Here is a 24,317-nt window from a genome sequence, read left to right on the forward strand (position 1 = left end):
TGCACTCGGGATCGAAGGCACCCTCTCAGGCACCGGCGCCCGGTCCGCTCAGGTCTGGGTGCTCGAAGGCATCGATGTAGCGCAGGGCGCCGCCGACGGTGAGCCCGAAGAGGTCGCAGATGCGGCGTACATCACCGGCGCTGGCGTGTGCTTCGTCGAGGATCCGGTCCTCGCGGAGCTGCTGCGCGGTGATCCCAAGGGTCTTGTTGACCCATTTGTAGTGGGCTTCTGCGGTCTTGGGTGCGGTGGACACGTTGATGAAGACGTGCGGGTTGGCACTGTTCGGCCATCGTTCGCCGCGGTAGTTGAGGTAGGCCGTGAGGCGGGTGCTGACTTGCGGCGCGAGAGGGATCACGCGCTGGTCGAGGTGGAGTCGGCCGTCACGCAGGTCGGTGAGGCGTATCTGGCGGATCTGCTGCGGGCGCAGCCCGTGGAAGATGAGCAGGCTGGCCATCGCGGCTCGGGTGAGGTTGGTCGAGTTCAGGGCTTCGCGCAGGTCCGCAGGCCGCTGGGGCGTCGGGATGGTCCGGGGCGGGCTCCCGGAGAAGATCCGGGCGGTGGGGTCGGCGAAGACCAGCTTGCGAGCCTTGAGCACGCGGAAGATCGCCCGCAGACCTTGGAGGACGTCGATCCGGCGGGCCGGGTTCTGCGCCAGCGCTCGCTGGACGTCGTCGCGGGTGATCTCTCGGAGGGACTCGTGGGCGCGGGCCGACTCGTGCAGCACGGGCAGGGCATAGGTGAGGTTGTTGCGGGTCGTCCGGTTCGGCCCGCGGGACGAAGCGGGGAGGCTGGGTGCTGCCCTGCCTCATGATCGTGAACCACACGGAGAGCTCCTGGCGCGTGGCGGCCGGGAGGCCTTGGACGCGGTCCTCGAACCACAAGACGATGGCGGGCCGGTGGTTGTCCTCAAGCGCTTGGGCGTTGCGGAGAAGCTCCAGGGTGGGTCCGACGGGAAGCCCGATCTGCCGCAGCAGGTGGACGTCGCTGGCCTTGATCGGGGCACCGGGCGTGTCCTGCAGGGCCAGGAGCAGACGCAGGCCGCGGCGGACCGCCGAGATCGTGTTGACGGCCCAGCCGTACGCGTCGGCATGCTCGAACGCGAGGGCCTCCAGAGCGAGCGAGAGCTCGGGCAGCGGCGGGTCGGGGAATCGGCGAAGCCGGGTCAGGTCCCGCGCAATGTCGAACAGGGTCGTCTGGCGGTGAGTGGCCAAGCTGAAGGGCCGCGGTCTCGGCCGCGCGCGAGGCCGGGTTCGGATGGGTTTGCGGCGTGGTGGCGGCCGACAATCGGCGGGGGTGGCCAGCGCGAGGTGTTGCTCCAGGTCGCTGATGAACAACTGGTGGCCGTGGAGCTGGGCTTCCGGCTGGTCTGGGAAGTCGTCCTGACGGGCCGGAGCGCGGGCACGGCGCCAGCACAGGCGGCACAGGCCGGTCTTGTTCAGCGACTGAAGCCGACCGCAGCCAGGGCAGAGATCCTCTCCAGGGTTGCGGGATCTCCAATCTCGGCACGCGGGGCACACTCCGCCGTTGGTCTTGAACAGACCCCAGGCCAGGCAATACGGGCAGTCCTCAGGCAGGGCGGGGGCGTACTTGTGGCAACGCTGGCACAACCCCGCGGTGTAGTAGGCCCCTCACTCGGGTCCGCGCGACCAGCCCCAAAGTAACATTTTGTAATATCTCGGAAGCGCTACGTAGCGGTCACAGATGGGCGGTACCGGACCGTAGCGACATCGGTGCGGAGCAGGGTGCTTTGCGCATCTAAAGCGATCGGGGGAGAAAGGATCCCTGCCGATGCGGAGAGAGTGGGAACTGGAGGACCTCATCGAGTGCCGGACACTGGATGCGGCCGAGGCCGAGTTACTGGCGAACAAGAGCGGTGCCACCCGTCTCGGATTCGCACTGATGCTGAAGTTCTTCGAGCTGGAGGGCCGCTTTCCGCGCCGGGAGGACGTGCCGAAGGCCGCGGTGGACTACGTGGCGGGGCAGGTGAAGGTCGATGCGGCGCTGTTCGCCGAGTATCGCTGGTCGGGCAGCACGATCGAGTATCACCGGGCGCAGATCCGCCGGTTCCATGGCTTTCGCGAGCCGACGGTCGCCGATGGGGACAAGTTGACGTTCTGGCTGGCCGACAAGATCTGCCCGGTGGAGACCTCGCGGGAGTCGCCGACCTACAGCGCCGCCACACCGCCGCCCTCGACCGGCTGGACAAGGCGATGCGCAAAGGCACCACCGGCGGCGTAAAGATCACTCGGAAGAAGAGCGAGCCGTGGATCAGCGTCCCGCCGCTGGGCAAGCAGGAGGAGCCGACAGGCCTGAAGGCGTTGAAGGCGGAGATCTCCCGCCGGTGGGGCGTGATCGACCTGCTGGACGTGCTCAAGGACGTGGCCCACGTCACCGACTACACCGACGCTTTCACCTCGGTGGCCTCGCGGATCGTCATCGACCCGGCGGTGCTGCAGAGACGGCTGTTGCTCTGCCTGTACGGGCTGGGGACGAACGTCGGGATCAAGCGGGTGGCCGACGGCGTGGCCGCGGCCGCGCTACCGCCCGGGCAGATCGACAACGAGGCGGCGCACCCGCCGGTTGTTCATCAACCGCGACAACCTGCGCGAGGCGATCCGCCTCATCGTCAACGCCACCCTGAAGGCGCGCGACACGGTGCTGTGGGGCGAGGGCACCTCGTGCGCGTCCGATTCGCGAAAGTTCGGGTCGTGGTCGGCTAATTTCATGACCGAGTGGCATGAGCGCTACCACGGGCCAGGGATCATGGTCTACTGGCACGTCGAACGGCGCTCGGTGTGCATCTACAGCCAGGTGACCAGCACGACCGCCTCCGAGGTGGCCTCGATGATCGAGGGCCTGCTACGGCACCTGACCGACGCGGAGATCGATCGCCAGTACACAGATACCCACGGCGCCTCGATCGTCGGGTTCGCCTTCTCCGAACTGCTGGGCTTCAAGCTGCTGCCACGGCTGAAGAACATCGGCTCTGCGCGGCTGTACCGGCCGGGAACCGGCGAGGATGAGGCGTGGCCGCGCCTGGAGGCGGTGCTGTCGAACAAGACCATCGACTGGGATGTGATCGCCCGCCACTACGATCAGATGATCAAGTACGCGACCGCGCTGCGGCTGCGCACCGCCGAGTCCCACCAGATGCTGCGGCGCTTCACCCGCGGCGGCCCCAAGCACCCCACCTACCAGGCGATCGAGGAGCTCGGCCGCGTGATCAGGACGATCTTCATCTGTGAGTATCTGGCGGATGAGGAACTCAGGAGGGAGATCAACGAGGGCCTGAACGTGGTGGAGAACTTCAATTCCGCCAGCAAGGACCTGTTCTACGGCAAGGCCGGCGACCTGACCGGCGACGACCGCGAGAATGTCGAGGTCTCCGCACTGGCGCTGCACCTCATCGCCGCGGCCATCACCTACCTCAACACGCACCTGATCCAGATCGTTCTGCGCGATCCGGCATGGCGAAAACGGCTGAGCCCGGCCGACCGGCGCGGGCTGACGGCTCTGTTCTGGTCCCATCTGAACCTGTATGGCCGCTTCGAGCTCGACATGAGTCGCCACCTGGAGCTGGACGGCGTTCCGTTCGGGCGGATCCAGCGCCCCGTGACGCACGGGGCCGACATGGCGGCACCGCTCAGCCCTGTCGGTCCCGCCGTGTACTGCCGGATCGCTACTACTGGATCGGCAGGCCGGTGGCGGGGTCGAACGGCTCCCACCGTTGCATGAGGGTCTGCCGCACCCCCTGGTCGAGTTGGGCCGCCACACGGTGTTGCCCCTCGAAGTAGCGCCATTCGGCGTTGGGTTCGGTGTTCGGCTCGATTCCTCCGGTGCAGGCCAGGGCGAGGACCGCGTCCTGTTCCCGGTCGCCCAGACCCTGCTCGTCAAGTGACGGCCGGACTCCTGGCGCTGTGGTGGGCCCGTCGCAATCTCGTCCCGGTACGCATCGACGGGCCCAGCATGCTGCCCACACTCGCGGACGGCGACCAGGTCCTGGCCGACGACTACCCCGCCACCCACCCCCACCCCGGCCAGGAATGCCACTGGATGATCTCCCGCCGCCACGGCGACCCGTGGCAGGAATGCGCGGAGCCAGGGTGCTCGAGGTGGCGCCACCCGCCCATGAGGGAAGGCGGGCCCGCCATCCGCCCCCGCCGCCCCTGGTGGGCGTGGTGGCGGCCCCGCCGCGAGGCCCGCGCCCAGGACTGCCTAAACACCCGGAAGCTGACGTCACCCCCCGAAACCAAGAGCGGAAGCGGGCTGCGTTGGTGCCGGATCCCACGCCTTTGCCAGAGATTTGCCAGAAACGTCCGTCATCCTGCTTGGCGATCGGTCCGGACAATTTTGCGTTAACGGTGACCGAAAGGAGTGGTTCGATGAAGGTCGGCCTGCTCGGACCGCTGGAGATCATCGCGGATGACGGCGCTGCGGTCGAGCTTCCCGGCCGGAAACCGCGGGTCCTCATGGCGGTGCTGGCGTGCCGTGCCAATCGTCCGGTGTCCCCCGAGGTGCTCGTCGACTCGCTGTGGGGACCGACTCCCCCACGGCAGGCGGAGGCGAGTCTCCGGGTCTATGTGCACCATCTGCGGCGAGCGGTGGGCACCGCCCGGATCGATCGACGCACGGAAGGCTACGTCCTGCGGTTGGCGCCCGACGAGTTCGACGTCGATCGGTTCCGAGCGCTCGTCACCGAGGGGCGGCGCGCGGTGTCGGCAGAGGAGCCGGTCCGGGCCGGCGAGCTGTTCCACGCGGCGCTAGATCTGTGGCGCGGGCCCGCGCTGGCCGGTCTTCAGTCCGCACCGGTGCTCGCCGCCGATGCCGCCAGCATGGAGGAGCTGCGGCTCCAAACGCTGGAGCAGCGCTTCGAGGTCGAACTCGCGCTCGGGCGGCACGACGGAATCGTTGCGGAGCTCCGTGGGCTGATCAGTCAACACCCCTTGCGCGAGACCTTCCCCGGACAGCTGATGCGCGCCTTGGCCGCGGGCGGCCGGAGCGCTGAGGCAGCCGCGGCCTTCGAGGCAACCCGCGTCGTCCTCGCCGACGAGCTCGGTCTGGAACCGAGCCCGCAGCTACGGCAGCTGCACCTGTCGATCCTCCGGGACGACTCGACACTGCAGGCGGCGGCCGAGATCGGCGCCCCCGTTCCGAGCCGACCGGAGCCGGCCCGCGCGTTGATCCCGCGGCAGCTTCCGGCCCCGGTTGCCCGACTGGCCGGCCGCGCGGCGTCGCTCGCGGAGCTCGACGCGCTGATCCCGACCAGCGACGGTGCCATGCCGATCGCCGCCATCGGCGGCGCCGGCGGCATCGGCAAGACCGCGCTGGCGGTGCACTGGGCCCATCGGGTTCAGGACCGGTTCCCGGACGGCCAGCTCTATGCCAACCTCCACGGGTTCGACCCGGCCGCCGCGCCGAAAAGCCCGTCGGCGGTGCTGCAGGGTTTCCTGGCCGGGCTCGGGGTGCCGGCGGAACAGGTCCCAGATGGCTTGGAGGCTCAGGTCAACCTGTACCGCACGCTGCTGGCCGAGCGGCGGGTGCTGGTAGTGCTCGACAACGCGCGCGACGCCGAACAGGTCCGTCCGCTGCTGCCCGGGGCCCCTGGTTGCCTGGTGGTGGTGACCAGCCGCAACAAACTCGTCGGCCTGGTCACCGCCGAGGGCGCCCGTCCGATGACCCTCAACCTGCTCTCCGTCGTGGAGGCGCACGACCTGCTGTCCCTCCGCCTCGGCGTGGACCGGCTGACGAGCGACCCGTCCGCCACCGAGCAGCTCATCGAAAGCTGCGCCGGGTTGCCGTTGGCTCTGTCCATCGTGGCAGCTCGCCTGGCGACCAATCCGAACCTGTCCCTGACCGCCGTCGCCGATGAGTTGACCCACACGCGGGAACGCCTGGACCTGTTCGCCGGCGACGACGCGGCCACAGACGTGCGCACGGTATTCTCGTGGTCCTACCAGATCCTGGGCGAGGACGCCGCACGACTGTTCCGCCTGGCCGGTCTCCATTCCGGCCCCGAAATCGCGATCGCGGCCGTCGCCAACCTCACCGGCCGTTCGTCGACGCACGTCCGACCGCTGATCACTCAGCTCGCCCGGATGCACTTGCTGATCGAACTGGCCCCCGGCCGGTTCGCCTTCCACGACCTGCTGCGCGCCTACGCCGCCGAGTTGGCCGGTCAGATCGACAGCGAACGGGGCCGGCGGGCCGCGCTGCAGCGCCTGCTTGACCACTACCTGCACACCACGCACGCGGCCACCGTCGCACTGCAACACACCGTTCCCAGTCTCGAAGCCTGGGCGGCGGCCCAACCGGGAGACCACGCGGAGGAGTTCACCGGATCTGAGCCCGCGCTGACGTGGCTCGTCACCGAGCGCGCGTCCCTGGTCGCCGCGATCGCGCAGGCCAGGGACAACGCGTTCTTCACCCACTGCTGGCAACTCGCCAGTCTTCTACAGGACTTCCTGGCCCTGCAAGGACATTGGCACGATCTGCGCCAGGTCCAGCAGCTCGCGCTCGATGCGGCCGAACGGGCAGCCGACCCCGCGGCACAGGCCATGGCGCACCGCGCGCTCGCCTACGCCGAGACGCTGTTCCGTCACCATCAACTGGCCGAACACCACCTCCGGCGCGCCCTTGCACTCTACCGCAGGCTCGGTGACCCGGTTCATGAAGCGTACTGTCATCACAACCTGGACATCGTGTTCACGTCTCAAGGTCGAAGACAAGACGCGCTGGAGAGTGCACGGCAAGCGCTTGAAGGCTTTCGGCACGCGGGTGACCAACGAGGTGAGGCGATCGCCCTCAACGCCCTCGGCTGGATACATGTCCAGGCCGGAGAATATGAGCAGGCGCTCGTCTACAGCCAGCGGGCTTTGGCAATCCCACGACACACTCGGGACTGGCAATGCCAGGCGTCCATCCTCGACACCATCGCCGGCGCCCACCATCACCTCGCTCAATACCAGCTCGCGCAGGACTACTACCGGGAGGTCGTGGACCTGTGCCAGCAGGTCGGCAACCGACACGACGGGGCCGTCGCACTGGCCCACCTCGGCGATTCCCACGACGCGGCCGGCGAACCCGAGCTGGCCCGCGACGCCTGGCAGCAGGCGCTGGACATCATCGAAACACTCGATCACCAATCCTCCGGTCTCGGCGCATCCGACGGTTACAAGAAGCTGCCGGACGTCGAATCGCTTCGCGCCAAACTCGGCCCCACGGGCAGGGCGACGTCCCCGGCCGGACAGCCAAGGCGTGTTCATAAGCCGGTCAGAGCCACTCGGTGATGATGGCAATGGTGGAGCGGCTTGGAAGCGGACCGCGACCTTGCTCCACGCACCGCGCCGAGTCCACATCGGGCGGAGACTCCTCGCCATCGGGCTGGTAACGGCCGGCCAGGTGACGGCGACCGCCGCTGCAGCGCACGCCGGCAAAGGACACTTCACCGACCAGGACTTGACAGCGGCCGGCGCGCCAGCCGCCCAGGTGGTCGGAACGGACGGAGTGATACACGCCCTGGGACCAGGTCCGTCACATCTACGTCACCCAGGCCGGGTCCATCGCGCTCGGCTCGCTGCCGGCCGGTAGCTCGACGACCGCCCCACCGGCACGGTCGCCAACAACCCCGTCGCGTACTCGTACGCGTGGGACCTCTGGTTGTCCAACCTGGACACCCTCACCTCGCTCAAGACCGTGGTCCGGCTGGCGAAGATCTGCTGGCGGGTCGAGCACGACTACCGCGAACTGAATACCGGTCTCGGTATTGACCATTTCGTCGGGTGTTGTTCAGGATTGCGGCTGGTAAACGAAGTCGACCGCCATCACAGACAAAGAATGGCGGTCGACTCGCAAATCAGGATGGGAGCGGCTATTGGTTCGCGCGACGTAGTCGTTTCGAATATCCGAACGCCGACGTCGCGTTGATTCGCTTACCGCCCGCTCGCTGGACAGAGCGAAAGTCAGCAGGAAAGGAGGCCCTCGAACTGGGACGTCGCCCGCCAAATGGGGTCGGCCGAGATGGTTTTAGTGGTATGCGGATCGAGCGTCCTACAGGAACTGTCGGGAGCCAGCCAGCCCCAGTCCACCTTGACCCTCTGAGTGGTCGAGCAGGCGTTGTCGACGTATACCGAGTAAGGGTATCCAGTGCTTCGTGCACCGACGCAAGAGGGAACTGCTGCCTGCGCGGGACTCGAGATTCCGACGATTCCCCCGACAATAGCCGTCGCAAGCGCAGTCACTGCCGCGGCTCGTTTCATCGATGGTGCTGTGCGCTTCATGATCTACATCCTTTCTGTCTGACGGTATCTGCCATCGATTGGAGCGTGTCACGGCGGTGTTGGGAATTGGTTGTCTTCGCGTTATGCGCTGGTACAACCGCTGAACCTGCGACATCCACGACCGCATCGGCGTGTGGCAGCAGGTCCTCGGCCGCGTCCAAGCCCAGCGACCAGATGCCCGATACGGCCGACGGGGTGGCGCCGCGGTTCCCGTTCGACATCGACCTCGCCGGCAGCCTGGGCCGGCTGGCCGCGGCGGAGTACCGGTGTTGCTCCTTCGGCAACTACACCCTCATCGTCGATCGCACCGGCCTGCGGCTGGAGATCCGCATGCTCGCCGACGCCGCCGGCACGCTCGCCGCGGTCGTCGGTCTGCCCGACACACCCGCCGACGTGGGGGCCAGCGGTGTACCGCATTAGCCAGGACGACCTGCGACGGCTGCTGGACATCGGCGCCGTCACCCTAGCCGACGCACTGCCCGAGCCGCGCTACGCCGCCGAACACCTCCCCGGCACGGTGAACAACCCGGTGAGCCCACCGCTGATCTGGCGGCCCGACTGGCTCCGGACCCGGCCGGGACCGTCGTCACGTACTGCTCCGGGCCGTCGTGCGCCAGGTCCAAGGTGGCTGCCGCCGAGTTCGCCCCGGCTCGGCTACCCCGACGTCCGCGTCTACGAGGGTGGCAAGACCGACTGGGCGCAAGCCGGCCTTACCGTTCGACGGCAACCGGACCACCCCGCAGGCGGCCCGATGAGCGCGCCGGAGCAGGCCGGGTTGCGCACCGGCGAGGTCGCCGAACAGGCCGGCGTCAACATCCAGACGTTGCGGTACTACGAACGCCGCGGTCTCCTGACCGAACCGCACCGTTCGGAGGCGGCACGTCGCCTGGTACAGACCGGAGGTTGTGATCGTCTGTACATTGCCGGAGTGTTCGTGCGGTGGTGGCGGGCTTGGAGAGCCCGGTTCGGCGGCGACCGGGACGCGCCTCGATTGGCGGTGGCGGGGCTGCTGCGGCCGGAGACGGCGGTGGTCCAGTTCTTCGGCCGGAGCCGGGAGCTGCGGGAGCTGGAGCGGTGGTGCGACGACGCGGACACCGCGGTGGTCCGGTTGGTGGTGGCGCCGGCCGGGTTCGGCAAGTCCCCGGTTGGCCGGTGAATTCGGCGCGCGCTTGGAGCGGTCCGGGTGGGCGGTACACCAGGTTGCGGTCGGTGCCGAAACGGTCGGTGCCGAAACGGTCGTTGCGCACCGGCTCGGGCTGGACGGGGAGCCGGACCGGTTGCTGCTGGTGGTGGATCAGGCTGAGGTGCGTACCTCGAAGGGGTTGGCGGCGCTGCTGTCCGCGGCGGACCGGCCGGCCGGGCGCCGGGTGCGGGTGTTGTTGCTGGCACGGGTGGTGGGTCCGTGGTGGTTGAACCTGCCCGCTGGGTGTCTTGAACCGGCCGGCTGTGTGATCGAGCTGCCCGCGGCGGCGGATGAGCGGTCGCCGGAGGAGGTCGTCGCGTCGGCGGCGGAACAGTTTGCCGGCCATTTGGACCGTTCGCTGCCGCAGGCGTGGCCGAGCCGGCGGCCCGAGCGGGGTACGGCGTTGCTGCGGTTGCATGCCGAGGCGCTCGTAGCGGTGCTCGGCGGACTGCGACCTCGTCGCCACGCGGCCGCCCGTATCCGGGAAAGCTGGCTGCGCTGGTGCTCGCCGTACTGCGCGGCATTGAAGCGCTGGGCAAGGCCGGAGCGAGCGAGGAGACACTGACCGATATAGCCCGGACAGCCCTTGCTGTACTGCCCCGCCCCGCTCACTGAGCTTCTTCCGTCTGGCCAACGAAGGGCAGTACGTTACTGCCCCACAGAGGGCGAAGGCGCCGGTGCGCTCTGGTGGCGTTCGAGCACCCGGTAGACGGTGGGGCGTGAGACGGAGAAGAGTTCGGCGAGGTCGGCGATGGTGTACTCCCCGCTGGCGTGCATCCGGCCGAGTTCGTCTTGCTGACGGGGAGTCAGTTTGGGTTTTTTGCCTTTGAGCTTGCCCTTGGCCCGGGCCACGGCCATGCCCTCGCGGGTGCGCATGCGCAGGAGGTCGACTTCGAATTCGGCGAAGGTCGGGTCCAGCCGAGATAGGGGTAAAACCGGCCATGAGTCGATCTTGAGAACATCAGGGCATGCCTGCCGCGGGTCCTGGTTGCGCACTCCATACCTGGCGCCGACTTCCCGCGACGGTTGGCGCGTAATCTCGGGAGTCGCCTCTCGGGGCGCGGAGGAGTGCCGGCTCTAGATTGCGCGTTCCGCCTCGCGCATTGTGTTCGGTTGGCTACAGTGTGACCCATTCTGTGGTGATCGGGGTTGCTGGGAAAGACTGTGCCCCGATGGCGTCGATCGACAAGACTGCCTCCCCGCGCTTCAAGCGGACCATCTCCGAGGGCGAACTGGCGGCCAAGGCGCGGGCGCTGGACGCCGCCGAGATGCGCGGCTACGGCGAGGTCAAGGGCCGTTTCACGCCGCCGCCTCCTCCTCGAGAGCGGAGCGTCCAGGTCGTAGATGTAGTCGCCGAAGCGGCGCACGTGGTCTTCCTGATAGGGAGACATGATGGCCACGTCGGCGCGATGCACCGCCTCGCCCTCGCCGCGCAACTGGTTGAGCACCAGCGACAGGTCCAGCGTGGTCTGGTACATGACCAGGTCGGAGACCAGGGTGTTGAACTTGATCGCCTTCTCCTGCTCCTCCGGTTCGTTCTCGGCGATCAACCCGTTGTTGCCGAACCCCGATCCACTTGAAGAAGTTGTTGTAGGACTCGACCATGTTGGTGGCCCGGGTGATGTTCTCCCGCAGCGTGGCGTCGGAGATGTAGCGCAACAGCACCATGATGCGGATCACGCGGCCCAGTTCGCGGAAGGCGCGCCCAACCCGCCCGTACCTCCTCGACCCCGCCGCCGACCTCACCCCTGTACTGCCGCACACAGGCGGCGTCCCCGGCAACTGGATCACCGCCTCCCCCGACCTCGCCAACCGGCCGGCGGCCGAGACCGGCGTGATGCTCTGCGCGCACGGAGGCGGCTTCTCACGCAGCAATCCTCACGCAGCAATCCCCGGCTGGAGCACCTCATGGCCTACCGGTTCTCCCAGGCCACCTGCCGCCCCGTCCTCGCGGTCGACTACCGGCTCGCCCCCGCCCACCCCTACCCCGCGGCGGTCGACGACGTGGTTACCGCCTATCGCAGCCTGCTCAACCAGGGGATAGCCGCCTCGCGGATCATCCTGGCGGGGGAATCCTCTGGCGCCACGCTGCTGCTGTCGGCGCTGGTGCTGCTCAAACAGGCCGCCCATCCCCTTCCCGGCGCCGCGCGGTAGCGGTCTCCCGATCACCGATCTCACCCTGTCCAGCCCGTCGATCAGCACTCAGTCCTGGATGCTCTTCGCGCTGGAGCGATGACGAGGTGTGCCGACCTGCCGGGCGGCGGCCCGGCAGGTCGCACCACCGCTCAGAGGCAGTGACGCCGGATGGTCACAGCGACCGGCTGATCTCCTCGGCGGTGGCGAGCAAGGAGCCGGCCAGCTCCACCAGCCGGGGACGCGCGCACCGCGACGACGGAGCGGCCACGGCGATCGCCGCGACGGCGCGCCCCGCCCCGTCGCGAACGCACGTGCCTATCGCGTTCACTCCGCGCTCGCTCTCCTGCAGGTTGCACGCGTAGCCCAGCCGCCTGACGGCCGCCAGCTCTCTGGCCAGCCGGCCGATGTCGCCGGGCGTCCCCGCCTCGCCTTCCGGAAGTCCCTTCGGGTAGAGCGCGTGCAGCTGCTCCTTCGAAAGCTCGGCCAGCAGCGCCTTCCCGCCCGACGTCACGTGGGCCGGGAGCAGGCTGCCGGTGCGATAGCTGACGCGCAGCGCCTGAGGGCCTTCCACTCCGTCCAGGAAGCGGACCCCGTTCCCCTCCAGCGCCATCAGGTGCGTGGTCTCGCGGACGGCCTTGGCCAGGCCTTGCAGGCGTGGGTGCGCGACCATGATCAGGTCAGGGGGCGGCGCCTGGCCGCCGCGGATCGCGCGCAGGACCGGCCCGGGCCGGTAGACCTTGTGGGAATCCTGCTCCGCGAATCCGTGGAAGACGAGCATCGCCAGGACCCGGTGGGCGGTCGAGCGCGCGACCCCCAGGTGATCGGCGACGTCCATCACCCGCAGCTCGTCGTGCTCGTGCAGAAGCTGGACGGTTCGCAGCGCGTTGCCGGCCCCGCTCACCGGGTACGAAGGATTCTGCATATGAGAATTCTACCCGTATCGGATTCCACAAAATGAAACAACTGCGTAACGTCGCTCCCGGGACCTGACTGTGCACCCGCAATCGACCCCGGAGGTCGCCGTGACCGACATCCTTCCTGATCAGAGCGAACAGAAGCGTCTCGACGAGCTGTACGCGGATTTCGCGGAGGCCGGCCTGATCCCGCTGTGGACCCAGCGGGACGACCTCATGCCGATGACTCCGCGGCCGGCGGCGGTTCCGCATGTGTGGCGGTGGGCGCGGCTGCTGCCGATCGCGGAGCGTTCGGGACAGCTGGTGCCCGTGGGACGCGGTGGCGAGCGCAGGGCCATGGCCCTGTCGAACCCCGGCCTGCCGGGACTGCCGTACGCCACGCCGACGCTGTGGGCGGCGATCCAGTACCTCGGGCCGCGCGAGGTGGCCCCCTCCCACCGGCACAGCCAGGGCGCCTTCCGGTTCGTCGTCGACGGCGAGGGGGTGTGGACGAACGTCGACGGGGACGCGGTGGCCATGCGCCGCGGGGACCTGCTGCTCACCCCCAGCTGGGCCTTCCACGAGCACCAGAACGTCACCGACCGGCCGATGACCTGGATCGACGGCCTCGACATCCCGCTGGTGTCGGGGCTCGACGCCGGCTTCTTCGAATTCGGCCCGGACGAGCTGTCCACCCGCGAGACGCCCGGCCGCTCACGTGGCGAGCGGCTGTGGGGCCATCCGGGCCTGCGCCCGATCAGCCGGCCGGACCAGCCCAACTCCCCCCTGGCCGCCTACCGCTGGGTGCACACCGACGCGGCGCTCACCGCCCAGCTGGAGCTGGAGTCCGAGGGCTTCGCCGGGGTGATCGAGCCCGGGCACGCCGGAATCCGCTTCTCCAACCCCACGACCGGCAGGGACGCGCTGGTCACCATCCGCACGGAGATGCGCCGGCTGCGGGCCGGGGCGCGGACCACTCCGGTACGCTCCGTCGGCTCGGCGGTCTGGCAGGTGTTCGAGGGCGAGGCCGTCGCCACCGTCGGCGACAAGGCCTTCGAGATCTCCAAGGGCGACCTGTTCGCCGTCCCGTCCTGGTGCCCGGTCACCATCGCCGCCGGCAGCCAGGTCGACCTGTTCCGGTTCAGCGACGAGCCCGTCTACGAGGCGCTCGGCCTCGCCCGTACCTCCCGAGGAGAACCCCAATGAAGCTCGCCACCATCCGGGTCCACGGCGCCACCCGGGCCGTCCGCGTGGACCAGGACCAGGCGGTGGACCTGGGCGAGAACGACCTCGTGTGCTTCCTGCGGCACGCCGACTGGCTCGCCCGCGCCGAAGCCGCCGACGGCGAGCGATACGCCGTGGACGGCTTGGACTACGCCCCGGTGGTCGTCGCCCCGGAGAAGGTCGTGTGCGTCGGCCTGAACTACCGCAACCACATCCTGGAGATGGGCCGGGAGCTGCCTGAATACCCGACGCTGTTCTCCAAGTACGCGCGGGCCCTGGTCGGCGCCCATGACGAGGTGATTCTGCCGACGTCGTCGGAGCGGATGGACTGGGAGGCCGAGCTGGCCGTCGTCATCGGCGCCGAGATCCGCCACGCGAGCCCGGAGCAGGCGCGTGCCGCGATCGCGGGATACACGGTCCTCAACGACGTGACGGCCCGCGACTGGCAGTACCGCACCACCCAATGGCACCAGGGCAAGACCTTCGAGGCCACCACGCCCATCGGGCCGTGGCTGGTGACCGCCGGCGACCCCGCCCTCGCCGGCGAGGGCCTGGACCTGGTGTGCGAGGTGGACGGGGACGTCGTCCAGAAGGCCGACACTCGGGACCTGGTCTTCGACCCGGCCGCGCTGGTCGCGTACCTGTCGGAGATGGTCACGCTGGCGCCCGGCGATGTCATCGCCACCGGCACCCCGGGCGGCGTGGGGCACGCCCGCAAGCCGCCCCGTTACCTGGAGGACGGCGCGGTCCTCGTCACCCGGATCGAGGGCCTCGGCGAATGCCGCAACACCTGCCGCCGGGAGGCGCGGTGAGCACGCGCGCCCCATGCTCCACGGACGTACCGAAGCTGCCGGCGTGGTTGTGAAGGAAACATGATGAGAGTCGCATGCATCGGCGGCGGACCGGGCGGTCTGTTCTTCGCCACGCTGATCAAGCGGGACCGGCCCGAGTCGGAGGTCGTGGTCTTCGAACGCAACCGCCCCGACGACACGTTCGGATTCGGGGTGGTCTTCTCCGATGCCACCCTGGGCGCGATCGACGCCGCCGACCCGGTGCTCAGCGAGGCGCTGGAGGAGCACGGCCGGCACTGGGACGAGATCGAGGTGCGGGTGCACGGCGCCCAGGAGCGCGTCGGCGGCATGGGCATGGCCGCGGTGGTCCGCAAGACCCTGCTCAACCTGCTGCGGGAGCGGGCCCGCGCCGAAGGCGTGGCCATGCGCTTCCAGCACGAGATCAGCGACCCGGACGAGCTGGACGGATTCGACCTCGTGGTCGCCTGCGACGGCGCCAACAGCCGGTTCCGGCGGATGTTCGCCGGCGACTTCGGGCCCACGGCGGACGTCGCGACCGCGAAGTTCATCTGGTTCGGCACGACGTACCAGTTCGACGGGCTGACGTTCGTCCACGAAGACGGCCCTCACGGGGTGTTCGCCGCCCACGCCTATCCCATCAGCGACTCGCTCAGCACCTTCATCGTGGAGACCGACGCCTCATCGTGGGCCGCGGCCGGGCTGGACGCGTTCGACCCCGCGACGCCGCCCGGGGCGAGCGACGAGCGGACCAGGGCGTACCTGGAGAAGCTCTTCCACGACCAGATCGACGGTCATGCCCTGGTCGGCAACAATTCCCGGTGGGCCAATTTCGCCACGCGCAGAGCGCGTTCGTGGCGGCGCGGCACCTGGGTGCTGCTCGGCGATGCCGCCCACACGGCGCACTTCTCGGTGGGATCGGGGACCAAGATGGCGATGGAGGACGCCGTCGCGCTCGCCGGGGCCCTCGCCGAGGTCCCGCACGACATTCCCGGCGCCCTGGAGCTCTACGAGCGGCGCCGCCGCCCCCAGGTCGAGAAGATTCAGAACTCCGCGCGGCCCAGCCTGTCGTGGTGGGAGCACTTCGGCCGGTACGTCCGCTCCTTCGACGACCCGCTGCAGTTCGCCTTCCACTTCCTCACCCGCTCCATCCCCCGCGCCAAGCTCGCGCTGCGCGACCAGCAGTACGCCGATCGAGTCGACGCATGGTGGCGCGAGCGGCACGGCGCGGCCCCGCTGGACACCCCCTTCCGCGCCGGCCCGTTCCGCCTGCCCAGCCGCCGGGTGACCGCGACCGGCCCCGCTCTTATCGGAGACGACGGCACCGAGATCCCGATGGAGTCCTTCATCGGCGGGCCTTCCTCGTCCGGCGTGTGGATCGACGCCCCCGCGACCGAGGCGGACCTGCCGCCGGTCCTCGGCCAGGTGCGTGACAGCGCGAAGGCGGGCGCCCCGCTCGTCGGCGTACGCGGCGGAACCCCCCTGACCCGGGTCCTGGTCGCCGAGGAGGCCCGGCTGGCCCATGGCCTGCCCGCCGCGATCGTCGGCCGCTACGACGACGACGCCGCGGCCACTCTGCTGCTGTCCGGCCGGGCCGATCTCGTGGGAGCCGCCGGATGAACGCCCTCGATCCCCTGTTCGCGCCCCGGTCCGTCGCCGTCCTGGGGGCCTCGGACGTCCCCGGCAAGCTGGGCACGGCCATGATCGCCTCCCTGGTCCGCTTCCCCGGCGCGGTGATGAAGATCAACATGGGCCGTCCGGATCCCGCACGCGGATTCTTCCCGACGGTGGCCGATGCGGTCACCGCCCACGGCACCGCCCCCGACCTGGTGATCTCCTGCATCCCGGCCGCCGCGACCGCCGGTGCGCTCCGGGAGGCCGCGACCGCCGGGGCACGTGCGGCGCTGGTGTGCGCCGGCGGCTTCGCCGAGTCCGGCGTCGAGGGCGAGATGTACCAGCAGGCCCTGGGCGCGGTGGTGCGGGACACCGGCATCCGTCTCCTGGGCCCCAACACCTCGGGCTTCATCGCCCCGCACGCCTCGCTGACCGCGAGCTTCCTTCCGGGCGCCGGAGATCTCACAGCGGGCGGCGTCGCCGTGATCGCCGCCAGCGGCGGGGTCAACCACGCTCTCGCGTTCGCTCTCGCCGAGGCGGGAGCCGGCCTCCGCCTCGGTGTCGGCCTCGGCAACAGCCTGGACGTCACCCAGGCGGATGTCCTGGCCTATCTGTCGCAGGACGACGGGCTCAGCGCGGTCGCCCTGCACGTCGAAACGGCCGCCGAGGGCCGCCTGCTGACCGACGCGGTGCGGAGGCTGGTGGACCGGGTCCCGGTCGTCGCGCTGGTCGTCGGCCGCAGCGACGTCGGCGACTTCGCCCGCTCCCACACCGGCGCCCTGGCCACCTCCTGGCGCGTCACCCGTGCGGCACTCCGGCAGGCGGGCGCGGTTCTCGTCGACGACGAGCGGGAGCTCGTCGACGCCGTCTCCGCGCTCGGCCGCGTGCGCCTGCCCGCCCACCCCGGGCCCGGGGCCGGCCTGGTCACCGCCCAGGCCGGCCCCGGCCTGCTGCTCACCGACGCCCTGCGCATCGCCGGCGTCCGGGTGCCGCCGCTGGCGGAGCGCACGGTCAAGGAGGTTGGCGAGCTGCTGCCCGGCCTGACCTACCAGCACAACCCCGTCGACACGGGCCGTCCTTCCCCCACGCTCTCCCACGTGATCGAGCGGGTGTCCGAGGACCCTGACGTGCACGTCACCGCCGTGTACGCGCTCCTGGAGCCCACCACCGTCGACCTCGCCGCCGCCCTGAAGGCCGTGCGCCCCGCCACGCCGCTGGTCGCCGTGGTGGGCGGCCCGCCGGAGCAGGTACGTCACACCCGCCGGGAACTCGGCGAGGCGGGAATCCCCTGCGCCGTCACGCCCGCCGCCGGCGCGACGATGGTGCGGGCCCTGGTGGAGGACGCGGTCAATCGCAGCCGTCTGGAGGGGGACGTCACCGCTCCGGCCCCGGCCCGGCCGGCGCTGTCCGAGCCGGCGCTGTCCGGCCCGGCTGACGAGCACATCGCCAAGAACGTCCTGGCCGGCTTCGGCGTCCGCACACCCGTGCGCCGCGTCTGCGCCGGCCGGGAGGCCGCGCATGCCGCGCTCGACGAGCTCGGCGGGCCCGTCGTGGCGAAGATTCTCGACGCCGGCGTGCTGCACAAGACCGAGGTGGGCGGCGTCCAGGTCGGCATCCGAACGCACGAGGAGCTCGACGCCGCGCTCGACCGCATGCCCGCCAGTCCCGCGCTGCTGGTCGAGAAGATGGCTCCCGCAGGCCCCGAACTGATCGCCGGAGTACGCCGCGACCCGGTCTTCGGCCCGGTCGTGGCTCTGGGCGCGGGCGGAACCGCGGCCGAGATCCTCGGCGACGTCTCCCTGCGCCTGGCGCCCCTGTCGGCGAACGAGGCCGACGGCATGCTGGACGACCTCGCCACCCGGGACCTGTTCCTCGGCGCCCGGGGCGCGACTCCGGTGGACGGGGCCCGGCTCACCCACGCTTTGCTCGCCCTCTCCTCGCTTGGCTGCGATCCGGCCGTGGCGGAGTGCGAGATCAACCCCTTGCGGGTCCTGCCCGACGGCGATGTCGTCGCGCTCGACGCCGTGCTGCTGCTGCGTGACGTGATGGAACATGGAGGGTCTGACGATGCGTGAGGGATTCGTGCTCTGGCCCAAGGAGGCGGCCGACCGCTATCGCAAGGCCGGGTACTGGCGTGGCCGGCCGCTCGGAGCGTACGTGCACGAGTGGGCCGAGGCGTACGGGGACGCGGTGGCCGTCGTCGACGGCGACATCCGCCTGACCTATCGTGAGCTGGCCGAGCGCGCCGACGGGCTGGCGGTCCGGCTGCTGGAGGCGGGACTCGCGCCGGGTGACGCGATGCTCGTCCAGCTGCCCAACGGCTGGGAGTTCGTCACGCTCACCCTGGCCTGCCTGCGCGCGGGCATCGCCCCGGTCATGGCGTTGCCCGCCCATCGCGGCCACGAGCTGCGCTATCTCGCCGCGCACGCCGGCGTGACGGCCGTCGCCGTCCCCGACCGCATCGGCGAGTTCGACCACCAGGCGCTCGCCCAGGAGATCGCCCGGGCCACGCCGAGTGTGCGGATGCTCCTGGTCGCCGGCGCCGAGGTGCAGGAGGAGGCCACCGACCTGCGCTCCCTCGCCCGGCCCGCGGATGACCCGGCCGCCGCCCGCTCCCGGCTCGACCGGCTCGCCCCCGACAGCGGCGACGTCGCCGTCTTCCTCTTGTCCGGCGGTACGACCGGACTGCCCAAGCTCATCACCCGCACCCACGACGACTACGAATACAACGCCCGCCGCAGCGCCGAGGTCTGCGGCTTCGGGCCGGACACCGTCTACCTGGTGGCGCTGCCGGCCGCGCACAACTTCCCGCTGGCCTGCCCCGGCATCCTGGGCGTCTTCATGAACGGCGGCCGAGTCGTCCTGGCGCGCACCCCGGACCCCGGCAGGGTGCTGCCGCTGATGGCCGCCGAGGGCGTGACGGCCACCGCAGCGGTGCCGGCCGTCGCGCAGCGCTGGATCGACGCCGTGGCCTCTGGCCGGCATCCCGCCCCGCCCGCGCTGCGGCTGCTCCAGGTCGGCGGCGCCCGGCTCGCTCCCGAGGCCGCCCGGCGCGCCGAACCCGTGCTCGGCTGCACGCTCCAGCAGGTGTTCGGCATGGCCGAGGGACTGCTCAACTACACGAGCCTGGACGACCCGGAGGACGTCAAGATCTACACGCAGGGGCGTCCCATGTGCCCCGACGACGAGATCCTCATCGTCGACGCGGCTGGCGACCCGGCGCTCCCGGGCGAGATGGGCGCCCTGCTGACCCGCGGCCCGTACACGCCGCGCGGCTACTACCGGGCCGACGACCACAACGCCCGCTCCTTCACCCCGGACGGCTGGTATCGCACCGGCGACGTCGTGCGGCTGCACCCCTCGGGCAACCTCGTCGTCGAGGGCCGCGACAAGGATCTCATCAACCGCGGCGGGGAGAAGATCTCCGCGGAGGAGGTCGAGAACCTCATCTACCGCGTTCCCGGCGTCTCCCGCGTCGCCGCCGTCGCCAAGCCCGACCCCGACCTCGGCGAGCGCGTGTGCGCCTTCGTCGTCGCCGAGGCAGGGCACGAGCTCACGCTGGAGGGGATCCGGCAGGCCCTCACGGTGATGGAGGTCGCCCGCTACAAGCTCCCCGAACACCTCGTGCTCGTCGAGGAGCTGCCCCTGACCAAGATCGGAAAGATCGACAAGAAGGCGCTGCGCGAAGTCGTCCAGTAGGGCGGCCGCACCGACGGCTCCCGGGCGCGGGCTCAGCGGACCCGCGCCATCGGACAGCCCGATCAAAGGCTGCCGATCCGTTACTTGTGAACAACCGCCGTCGCAGAATCGGCACGAGTCAGGCGTCTGCGGGATCGGCGACGAGGCGGTCGACGTACGCCTCGGCCTCGCTCCGCAATAGGCCGTGGGCCTCCAGGAAGACATCGTGGGCGGCGCGGCCAGACCAGCCTTCGGGCAGTAACTCGGGCGGCAGGTCCGGGTCCCGGAAAGGGAACATGCGGTAGTCGTGGACCAGCCGCATGCGCTCGACGAGCGCCGCGCGGCCGCGCGGCTCGCCGGCGCGATAGCGGGCCAGCCGGGGCCCGTAGTGATCGAGCAGCTGCCGGTAGTCCTTGTCCAGCCCGGTCAGGTCCCAGGATCGGGCCGCCATCTCCCGGTCGGCCGCGGCGCCCTCGGAACGGGCCCGCAGCACGTCGAGCCGGATCGACGGACGGTCGGAGAAGTCGGCCCGGACCTGCGCGACGCGGTCATGGGGACTGATCCACACCGACGCCGACAACAGGCCGAACCCCAACCAGGCCAGGCGCTTGCGCAGCTGCTCACGCAGTGTCCGGTCGGTCTCGGGCACGGAGTAGATGACCATGTGCCAGCGGCCGTCCCACGGCCCCGGCTCGCGGGCGAAGATCCGCGTCCTGCCCTCGTCGAGCAGCCGCCAGGCGGCGTCGGTGAGGGCGTAGAGGGTCTCCCTGCCCTCGCGGCGGCCGTCCAGCCAGCCCTCCTTGCGCATCCGCGCGACCACCACGCGCACCGTCGCCTCGGGTACGTCGAAACACCCCATGAGCGCCACCAGGCCGCGCAGCCGGATCGCTCCCCCGCGATAGCGCAGGTAGTCGCCGAACAGATCGAAGACCAGCGACCGTGGCTTCACCACACCCCCATTATTTGTTTCAATCTCTTGACGATCGTCTCATATTTGGCGCATATTTCAAGCACCGACCACCACGCCGGCCGCTGGCATCAGCCACGTCGCAAGGAGACGCCATGGCAGAAACCTTCGTCCTCATCACCGGTGCCTGTCACAGCGGCTGGACCTGGCGGCCCGTGGCGCAACACCTGCGCGCCGCCGGCCACCGCGTCCTGGCCCCGACCCTGCCGGGCCTGGCCGACGGCGACGACCCCGAGCAGTACAGCTTGGCGGAGGTCGGCGACTTCATCGTCGACCTCGTCGAGCGCGACGATCTCAGGGACGTCACCATGATCGCGCACAGCTGGGGCGGCTACCCGATGACGGGCGCCGCCCACCGGCTCGCGCCCCGGCTGCGCAAGCTCGTCTACTGGAGCGCGTTCGTCCCGGCGGAGGACACGCCCCTGATGGGGGAGGTCCCCCCGCACTACGCCGAGATGTTCACCCAGCTCGCGGCGGCATCGGGAAACAACAGCGTCGTCTTCCCCTTCGAGGTGTTCTGCTCCTCGTTCATGCAGGACGCCGACGAGCCCACGCAGCGCCTGGTCCACAGCCTGCTGGTCCCCCAGCCGATGCGCTACTTCACCGAGACCGTCGAACCGGTGGACCCGGCGGCGCTCGGCGTGCCCGCCACCTACGTGACCGGGCCGGAGGACCTGGCCTTGCCGCCGGGCGAGTTCGGCTGGACGCCCCGCTTCCCGCGGCGCCTCGGCCAGGCCACCCCCGTCATCGAGCACCCGGGCAGCCACGAAGCCCAGTTCACCCGCTCGGCCGAGCTCGCCGCCGCGCTGCTCAAAGCCTGACGGGGAACGGTCGGTTCACAGCTTGAGCAGGCCCTCGGCGTTCTGATGGCTGATCTTCGCCCGGTCGGACTCGCTGATCGGGGCCGCCTCGAGGAAGGCGGCGGCCACGGCGATGTCCTCGAAGGGGTAGTCGGTGCCGAACAGCACGTGGTCGGCGCCGAGGGACATCAGGGCGCACAGCAGGGGCGGGGCCGAGCAGACGCCGCTGGTCGTGATGTAGAGGTTGCGGCGCAGGTACGCCGAAGGGCTGCCCAGGGCCAGCTCGATGCCGTGGTGGTTGTGGAAGCCCCAGCGCGAGTCGAGGCGCCACAGCATGTACGGCAGACCTTCCCCCATGTGCCCCAGCAGGAGTTTCGCGTTAGGGAAGTCGTCGAAGACACCGCCGAAGATCAGGCGTAGCGCATGCGCGGCGGTGTCGGAGCCCCAGCTCCACATGGGGCCGATGAGCTCAGGATGGTCCGCCAGCACGTGCGGGACATCGAACCCGTTCGCCGGGTGCAGGTACAGCGGCACGTCGAGCCCCTCCGCGTACTCCCACACCACGCGCAGGGCGGGATCGTCCAGGTAGCGGCCCTGGGTGTGCGCGTTGACCAGCGCGCCGCGCAGGCCGAGCTGGGTGACGGCGCGCTCCAGCTCCTTGGCGGCCGCCTGCGGATCCTGCAGCGGCAGGGCCGCGAAGCCGGCGAAGCGCGTCGGGTGCTCGGCGATCACGCCGGCGAGGAAGTCGTTCACCGCCGCCGCCCGCGACACGGCGACCGCCGGGTCGGTCTCGGCCTGGATCCCGGGCGAGTTGAGCGACAGCACCTGGACGTCGACGCCGGCCGCGTCCATCGCCGGCAGGCGCTCATGCGTGAGGTCCAGGAGCCGACGCGAGGCGTCCCGCCACGCGTCGGGGCGGGCGACCGTGGACGTCCCTGCCCCATAGCCGACCAGCTCCTCCGTGACGAAGTGCTCCTCAAGGCCGATCTTGCGCATGCGTGTTTTCCTTCCGGTCGCCGAGCTTGAGTGATTCACCATTGTGCATTGACTTCATTAATAGTGGAAAGTACGGTGGCCGCATGTCAAGCTCACAACACTGTCTCCATGTGGTGATGGGAGAGCGGGAAGGGGCGGGACCTCGATGGACTGCCAGGTTGCGGTAGTGGGCTACGGGCCGGTCGGGATGGCGATGGCCGCCCTGCTGGCCCAGGCCGGACACCGTGTCATCGTCCTGGAGCGGTACGCCGGCCTGTACAACCTGCCGCGCGCCGCGATCTTCGACGACGAGACGATGCGTACGCTGGACAAGCTCGGCGTGGCCGAGGAGCTCCTGCCCAAGGTGCGCGTCCAGCGCAATTACGAGTGGTGCGACGCCGACGGCGAGCTGCTCATCGAGCACGACTTCGCCGAGGTGGGCCGCAGCGGCTGGGCGGAGTGGTACATGATGTATCAGCCCGACCTCGAGGACGCCCTCGACCGCGTCTGCCGGAGCTTCCCGCACGTGGAGATCAGGCACGGGACGCCGGTGACCGGGCTCGAACAGAGCGCGGACGGCGTCGTGCTCACCATCGAGGGCCCCGACGGCCCCGGCACCGTGACCGCGCGGCACGTCGTGGCGTGCGACGGCGGCAACAGCTTCGTCCGCCGCTCGCTCGGCGTCGACCAGGACGACTACGGATTCTCCGAGCCGTGGCTGGTCTGCGACTTCCGGCTGCGCCGGCCGGTCGATGTGCCGGCGGCGCGGCAGGTCGGCGATCCCCGGCAGCCGACGTCGATCATCTCGCTCGGGCCGTCGCACCACCGGTTCAGCTTCATGCTGGACTCGGCGGCGGACTTCGAGGTCCAGCGCAGTCCCGAGCTGGTCTGGGCCCGGGTCGCGGCGCACCTCGGGCCGCAGGACGCGGAGCTCATCAGGGCCGCCGCCTACACCTTCCGCTCACTGATCGCGCACCGCTGGCGGATCGGACGCGTCCTGCTCGCCGGGGACGCCGCGCATCAGATGCCCCCGTTCCTCGGGCAGGGCATGTGCTCGGGCATCCGAGACGCCCAGAATCTCGCCTTCAAGCTGGACCTGATCCTGACCGGGCGGGCGGGCGAGGAGCTGCTCGACAGCTACCAGACCGAGCGGGAGCCGCACGTACGCGCAGTCGTCGAGAAGGGGATCGAGCTCGGCCAGCTGCAGACGATCCGCGACCCGGAGGCCGCCGCCGCGCGCAACCGGGAACTGCTCGCCCGGCGGGCCCGGCGGCAGGAGCAGGAGAAGATCCGCTTTCCCGGCCTGGCATCGGGCTTCCTGGCGGAGACGTCGGCGGCGGGGCGGGGAGCGCTGTCGATCCAGGGCGTGGTCGGCGACGGGCTCCGCCGCGACCGCTTCGACGAGATCGTCGGCCGCGGGTTCCGCCTGCTGGTGACCGAACCGGTGCGCCGGGACCTGGAGCGCGACGGCCTGGTCGCCGCGCTGGAGGCGGCCGGTGTCCGCGTCGTCGCCCTGACCCCGCAGCCCACCGCGGGCGGCGACGTCGTGTCCGACGTGGACGGCACGTACCAGGCGTGGTTCGCCGAGCACGGCTGCTGTGCCGTCGCCGTCCGCCCCGACTTCTACGTCTTCGGCACCGCCGCGGACGCGCCGTCGGCCGGGATCCTGGCCCTCGAACTCCTCGGCGCACTCGGCGCCGCCGCCGCCGTGCCGGCCGGTGCGTCCCCAAGCCTGTGATGTCCCGACAACAACCCCCTGCGA

General features: G+C 70.2%; 20 protein-coding genes and 3 pseudogenes. 16 read left to right on the forward strand and 7 right to left on the reverse strand.

The window, feature by feature from the left end:
* Positions 1-25 precede the first annotated feature (25 nt).
* On the reverse strand, positions 26-724 hold the full coding sequence (locus tag ACGFNP_RS47305; RefSeq protein WP_393329614.1) for a hypothetical protein: 699 nt from the start codon (positions 722-724) through the stop codon (positions 26-28).
* Between the two features lie 1,064 nt (positions 725-1,788).
* Here ACGFNP_RS47305 and ACGFNP_RS47310 point away from each other — a divergent pair.
* From ACGFNP_RS47310 to ACGFNP_RS47345, 8 genes and pseudogenes are all read left to right on the forward strand, one after another.
* Positions 1,789-2,238, forward strand: coding sequence for a DUF4158 domain-containing protein (locus ACGFNP_RS47310; protein WP_393329616.1), 450 nt, complete (start codon positions 1,789-1,791; stop codon positions 2,236-2,238).
* Positions 2,211-2,720, forward strand: a complete 510-nt coding sequence (locus ACGFNP_RS47315) for a Tn3 family transposase (RefSeq protein WP_393329618.1) — start codon at positions 2,211-2,213, stop codon at positions 2,718-2,720. Before ACGFNP_RS47310 ends, ACGFNP_RS47315 begins: the two co-directional genes overlap by 28 nt.
* Positions 2,623-3,735, forward strand: a complete 1,113-nt coding sequence (locus tag ACGFNP_RS47320; protein ID WP_393330127.1) for a Tn3 family transposase — start codon at positions 2,623-2,625, stop codon at positions 3,733-3,735. The genes ACGFNP_RS47315 and ACGFNP_RS47320 overlap by 98 nt, the downstream gene beginning before the upstream one ends.
* Positions 3,736-4,382: 647 nt before the next feature.
* Positions 4,383-7,286: a BTAD domain-containing putative transcriptional regulator gene (locus ACGFNP_RS47325; protein WP_393329620.1), complete on the forward strand. Its 2,904-nt coding sequence runs from the start codon at positions 4,383-4,385 to the stop codon at positions 7,284-7,286.
* A gap of 361 nt (positions 7,287-7,647) precedes the next feature.
* A pseudogene (locus tag ACGFNP_RS47330) lies at positions 7,648-7,779 on the forward strand (IS701 family transposase); the annotation flags it as partial.
* Between the two features lie 671 nt (positions 7,780-8,450).
* The gene (locus ACGFNP_RS47335) at positions 8,451-8,696 is read left to right on the forward strand and encodes a hypothetical protein (protein ID WP_393329622.1); all 246 of its coding nucleotides are present in this window, start codon (positions 8,451-8,453) and stop codon (positions 8,694-8,696) included.
* Positions 8,683-9,432 carry a MerR family DNA-binding transcriptional regulator gene (locus ACGFNP_RS47340; protein WP_393329624.1) on the forward strand — a complete coding sequence of 250 codons (750 nt, stop codon included), beginning with the start codon at positions 8,683-8,685 and terminating at the stop codon, positions 9,430-9,432. The genes ACGFNP_RS47335 and ACGFNP_RS47340 overlap by 14 nt, the downstream gene beginning before the upstream one ends.
* The gene (locus tag ACGFNP_RS47345; RefSeq protein ID WP_393329626.1) at positions 9,422-10,024 is read left to right on the forward strand and encodes a hypothetical protein; all 603 of its coding nucleotides are present in this window, start codon (positions 9,422-9,424) and stop codon (positions 10,022-10,024) included. The genes ACGFNP_RS47340 and ACGFNP_RS47345 overlap by 11 nt, the downstream gene beginning before the upstream one ends.
* Positions 10,025-10,107: 83 nt before the next feature.
* On the opposite strand, the gene ACGFNP_RS47350 is transcribed toward ACGFNP_RS47345, so the two are convergent.
* From ACGFNP_RS47350 to ACGFNP_RS47360, 3 genes and pseudogenes are all read right to left on the reverse strand, one after another.
* Complete coding sequence (locus ACGFNP_RS47350; protein WP_393329628.1) at positions 10,108-10,455, reverse strand: recombinase family protein; 348 nt, start codon at positions 10,453-10,455, stop codon at positions 10,108-10,110.
* 410 nt (positions 10,456-10,865) lie between these two features.
* A pseudogene (locus ACGFNP_RS47355) lies at positions 10,866-11,009 on the reverse strand (Tn3 family transposase); the annotation flags it as partial.
* Positions 11,010-11,070: 61 nt separating this feature from the next.
* Positions 11,071-11,127 (reverse strand): annotated as a pseudogene (locus ACGFNP_RS47360) (hypothetical protein); the annotation flags it as partial.
* 240 nt (positions 11,128-11,367) lie between these two features.
* Between ACGFNP_RS47360 and ACGFNP_RS47365 the strand changes: the two are divergent.
* Entirely contained in the window at positions 11,368-11,613 is a 246-nt protein-coding gene (locus ACGFNP_RS47365) for an alpha/beta hydrolase fold domain-containing protein (RefSeq protein WP_393329629.1), read from the forward strand.
* Positions 11,614-11,767: 154 nt separating this feature from the next.
* Here ACGFNP_RS47365 and ACGFNP_RS47370 read toward each other — a convergent pair whose 3' ends face one another.
* Positions 11,768-12,517, reverse strand: a complete 750-nt coding sequence (locus ACGFNP_RS47370; RefSeq protein WP_393329630.1) for an IclR family transcriptional regulator — start codon at positions 12,515-12,517, stop codon at positions 11,768-11,770.
* Positions 12,518-12,617: 100 nt separating this feature from the next.
* On the opposite strand from ACGFNP_RS47370, the gene ACGFNP_RS47375 reads away from it, so the two are divergent.
* The 5 genes from ACGFNP_RS47375 (at position 12,618) to ACGFNP_RS47395 (ending at position 19,834) form a co-directional block, all read left to right on the forward strand.
* Entirely contained in the window at positions 12,618-13,694 is a 1,077-nt protein-coding gene (locus ACGFNP_RS47375) for a cupin domain-containing protein (protein WP_393329632.1), read from the forward strand.
* Entirely contained in the window at positions 13,691-14,524 is an 834-nt protein-coding gene (locus ACGFNP_RS47380) for a fumarylacetoacetate hydrolase family protein (RefSeq protein WP_393329634.1), read from the forward strand. Before ACGFNP_RS47375 ends, ACGFNP_RS47380 begins: the two co-directional genes overlap by 4 nt.
* A gap of 63 nt (positions 14,525-14,587) precedes the next feature.
* Positions 14,588-16,141: an FAD-dependent monooxygenase gene (locus ACGFNP_RS47385; protein ID WP_393329635.1), complete on the forward strand. Its 1,554-nt coding sequence runs from the start codon at positions 14,588-14,590 to the stop codon at positions 16,139-16,141.
* Positions 16,138-18,210, forward strand: a complete 2,073-nt coding sequence (locus tag ACGFNP_RS47390; protein WP_393329637.1) for an acetate--CoA ligase family protein — start codon at positions 16,138-16,140, stop codon at positions 18,208-18,210. The genes ACGFNP_RS47385 and ACGFNP_RS47390 overlap by 4 nt, the downstream gene beginning before the upstream one ends.
* Positions 18,203-19,834, forward strand: a complete 1,632-nt coding sequence (locus ACGFNP_RS47395) for a (2,3-dihydroxybenzoyl)adenylate synthase (protein WP_393329638.1) — start codon at positions 18,203-18,205, stop codon at positions 19,832-19,834. Before ACGFNP_RS47390 ends, ACGFNP_RS47395 begins: the two co-directional genes overlap by 8 nt.
* 118 nt (positions 19,835-19,952) lie before the next feature.
* On the opposite strand, the gene ACGFNP_RS47400 is transcribed toward ACGFNP_RS47395, so the two are convergent.
* Complete coding sequence (locus tag ACGFNP_RS47400) at positions 19,953-20,765, reverse strand: PaaX family transcriptional regulator C-terminal domain-containing protein (protein ID WP_393329640.1); 813 nt, start codon at positions 20,763-20,765, stop codon at positions 19,953-19,955.
* Positions 20,766-20,875: 110 nt separating this feature from the next.
* Between ACGFNP_RS47400 and ACGFNP_RS47405 the strand changes: the two genes are divergently transcribed.
* Positions 20,876-21,601 carry an alpha/beta fold hydrolase gene (locus ACGFNP_RS47405; protein WP_393329642.1) on the forward strand — a complete coding sequence of 242 codons (726 nt, stop codon included), beginning with the start codon at positions 20,876-20,878 and terminating at the stop codon, positions 21,599-21,601.
* Positions 21,602-21,616: 15 nt separating this feature from the next.
* Here ACGFNP_RS47405 and ACGFNP_RS47410 read toward each other — a convergent pair whose 3' ends face one another.
* On the reverse strand, positions 21,617-22,576 hold the full coding sequence (locus ACGFNP_RS47410) for an amidohydrolase family protein (RefSeq protein ID WP_393329643.1): 960 nt from the start codon (positions 22,574-22,576) through the stop codon (positions 21,617-21,619).
* A 145-nt stretch (positions 22,577-22,721) separates the two neighbouring features.
* Here ACGFNP_RS47410 and ACGFNP_RS47415 point away from each other — a divergent pair, with 145 nt between their 5' ends.
* Positions 22,722-24,293, forward strand: coding sequence for a bifunctional 3-(3-hydroxy-phenyl)propionate/3-hydroxycinnamic acid hydroxylase (locus ACGFNP_RS47415; RefSeq protein WP_393329645.1), 1,572 nt, complete (start codon positions 22,722-22,724; stop codon positions 24,291-24,293).
* The last annotated feature ends 24 nt before the right edge of the window (positions 24,294-24,317 follow it).

This window comes from Nonomuraea sp. NPDC049269 (genome assembly GCF_043197155.1).
Taxonomy (GTDB): Bacteria; Actinomycetota; Actinomycetes; order Streptosporangiales; family Streptosporangiaceae; genus Nonomuraea.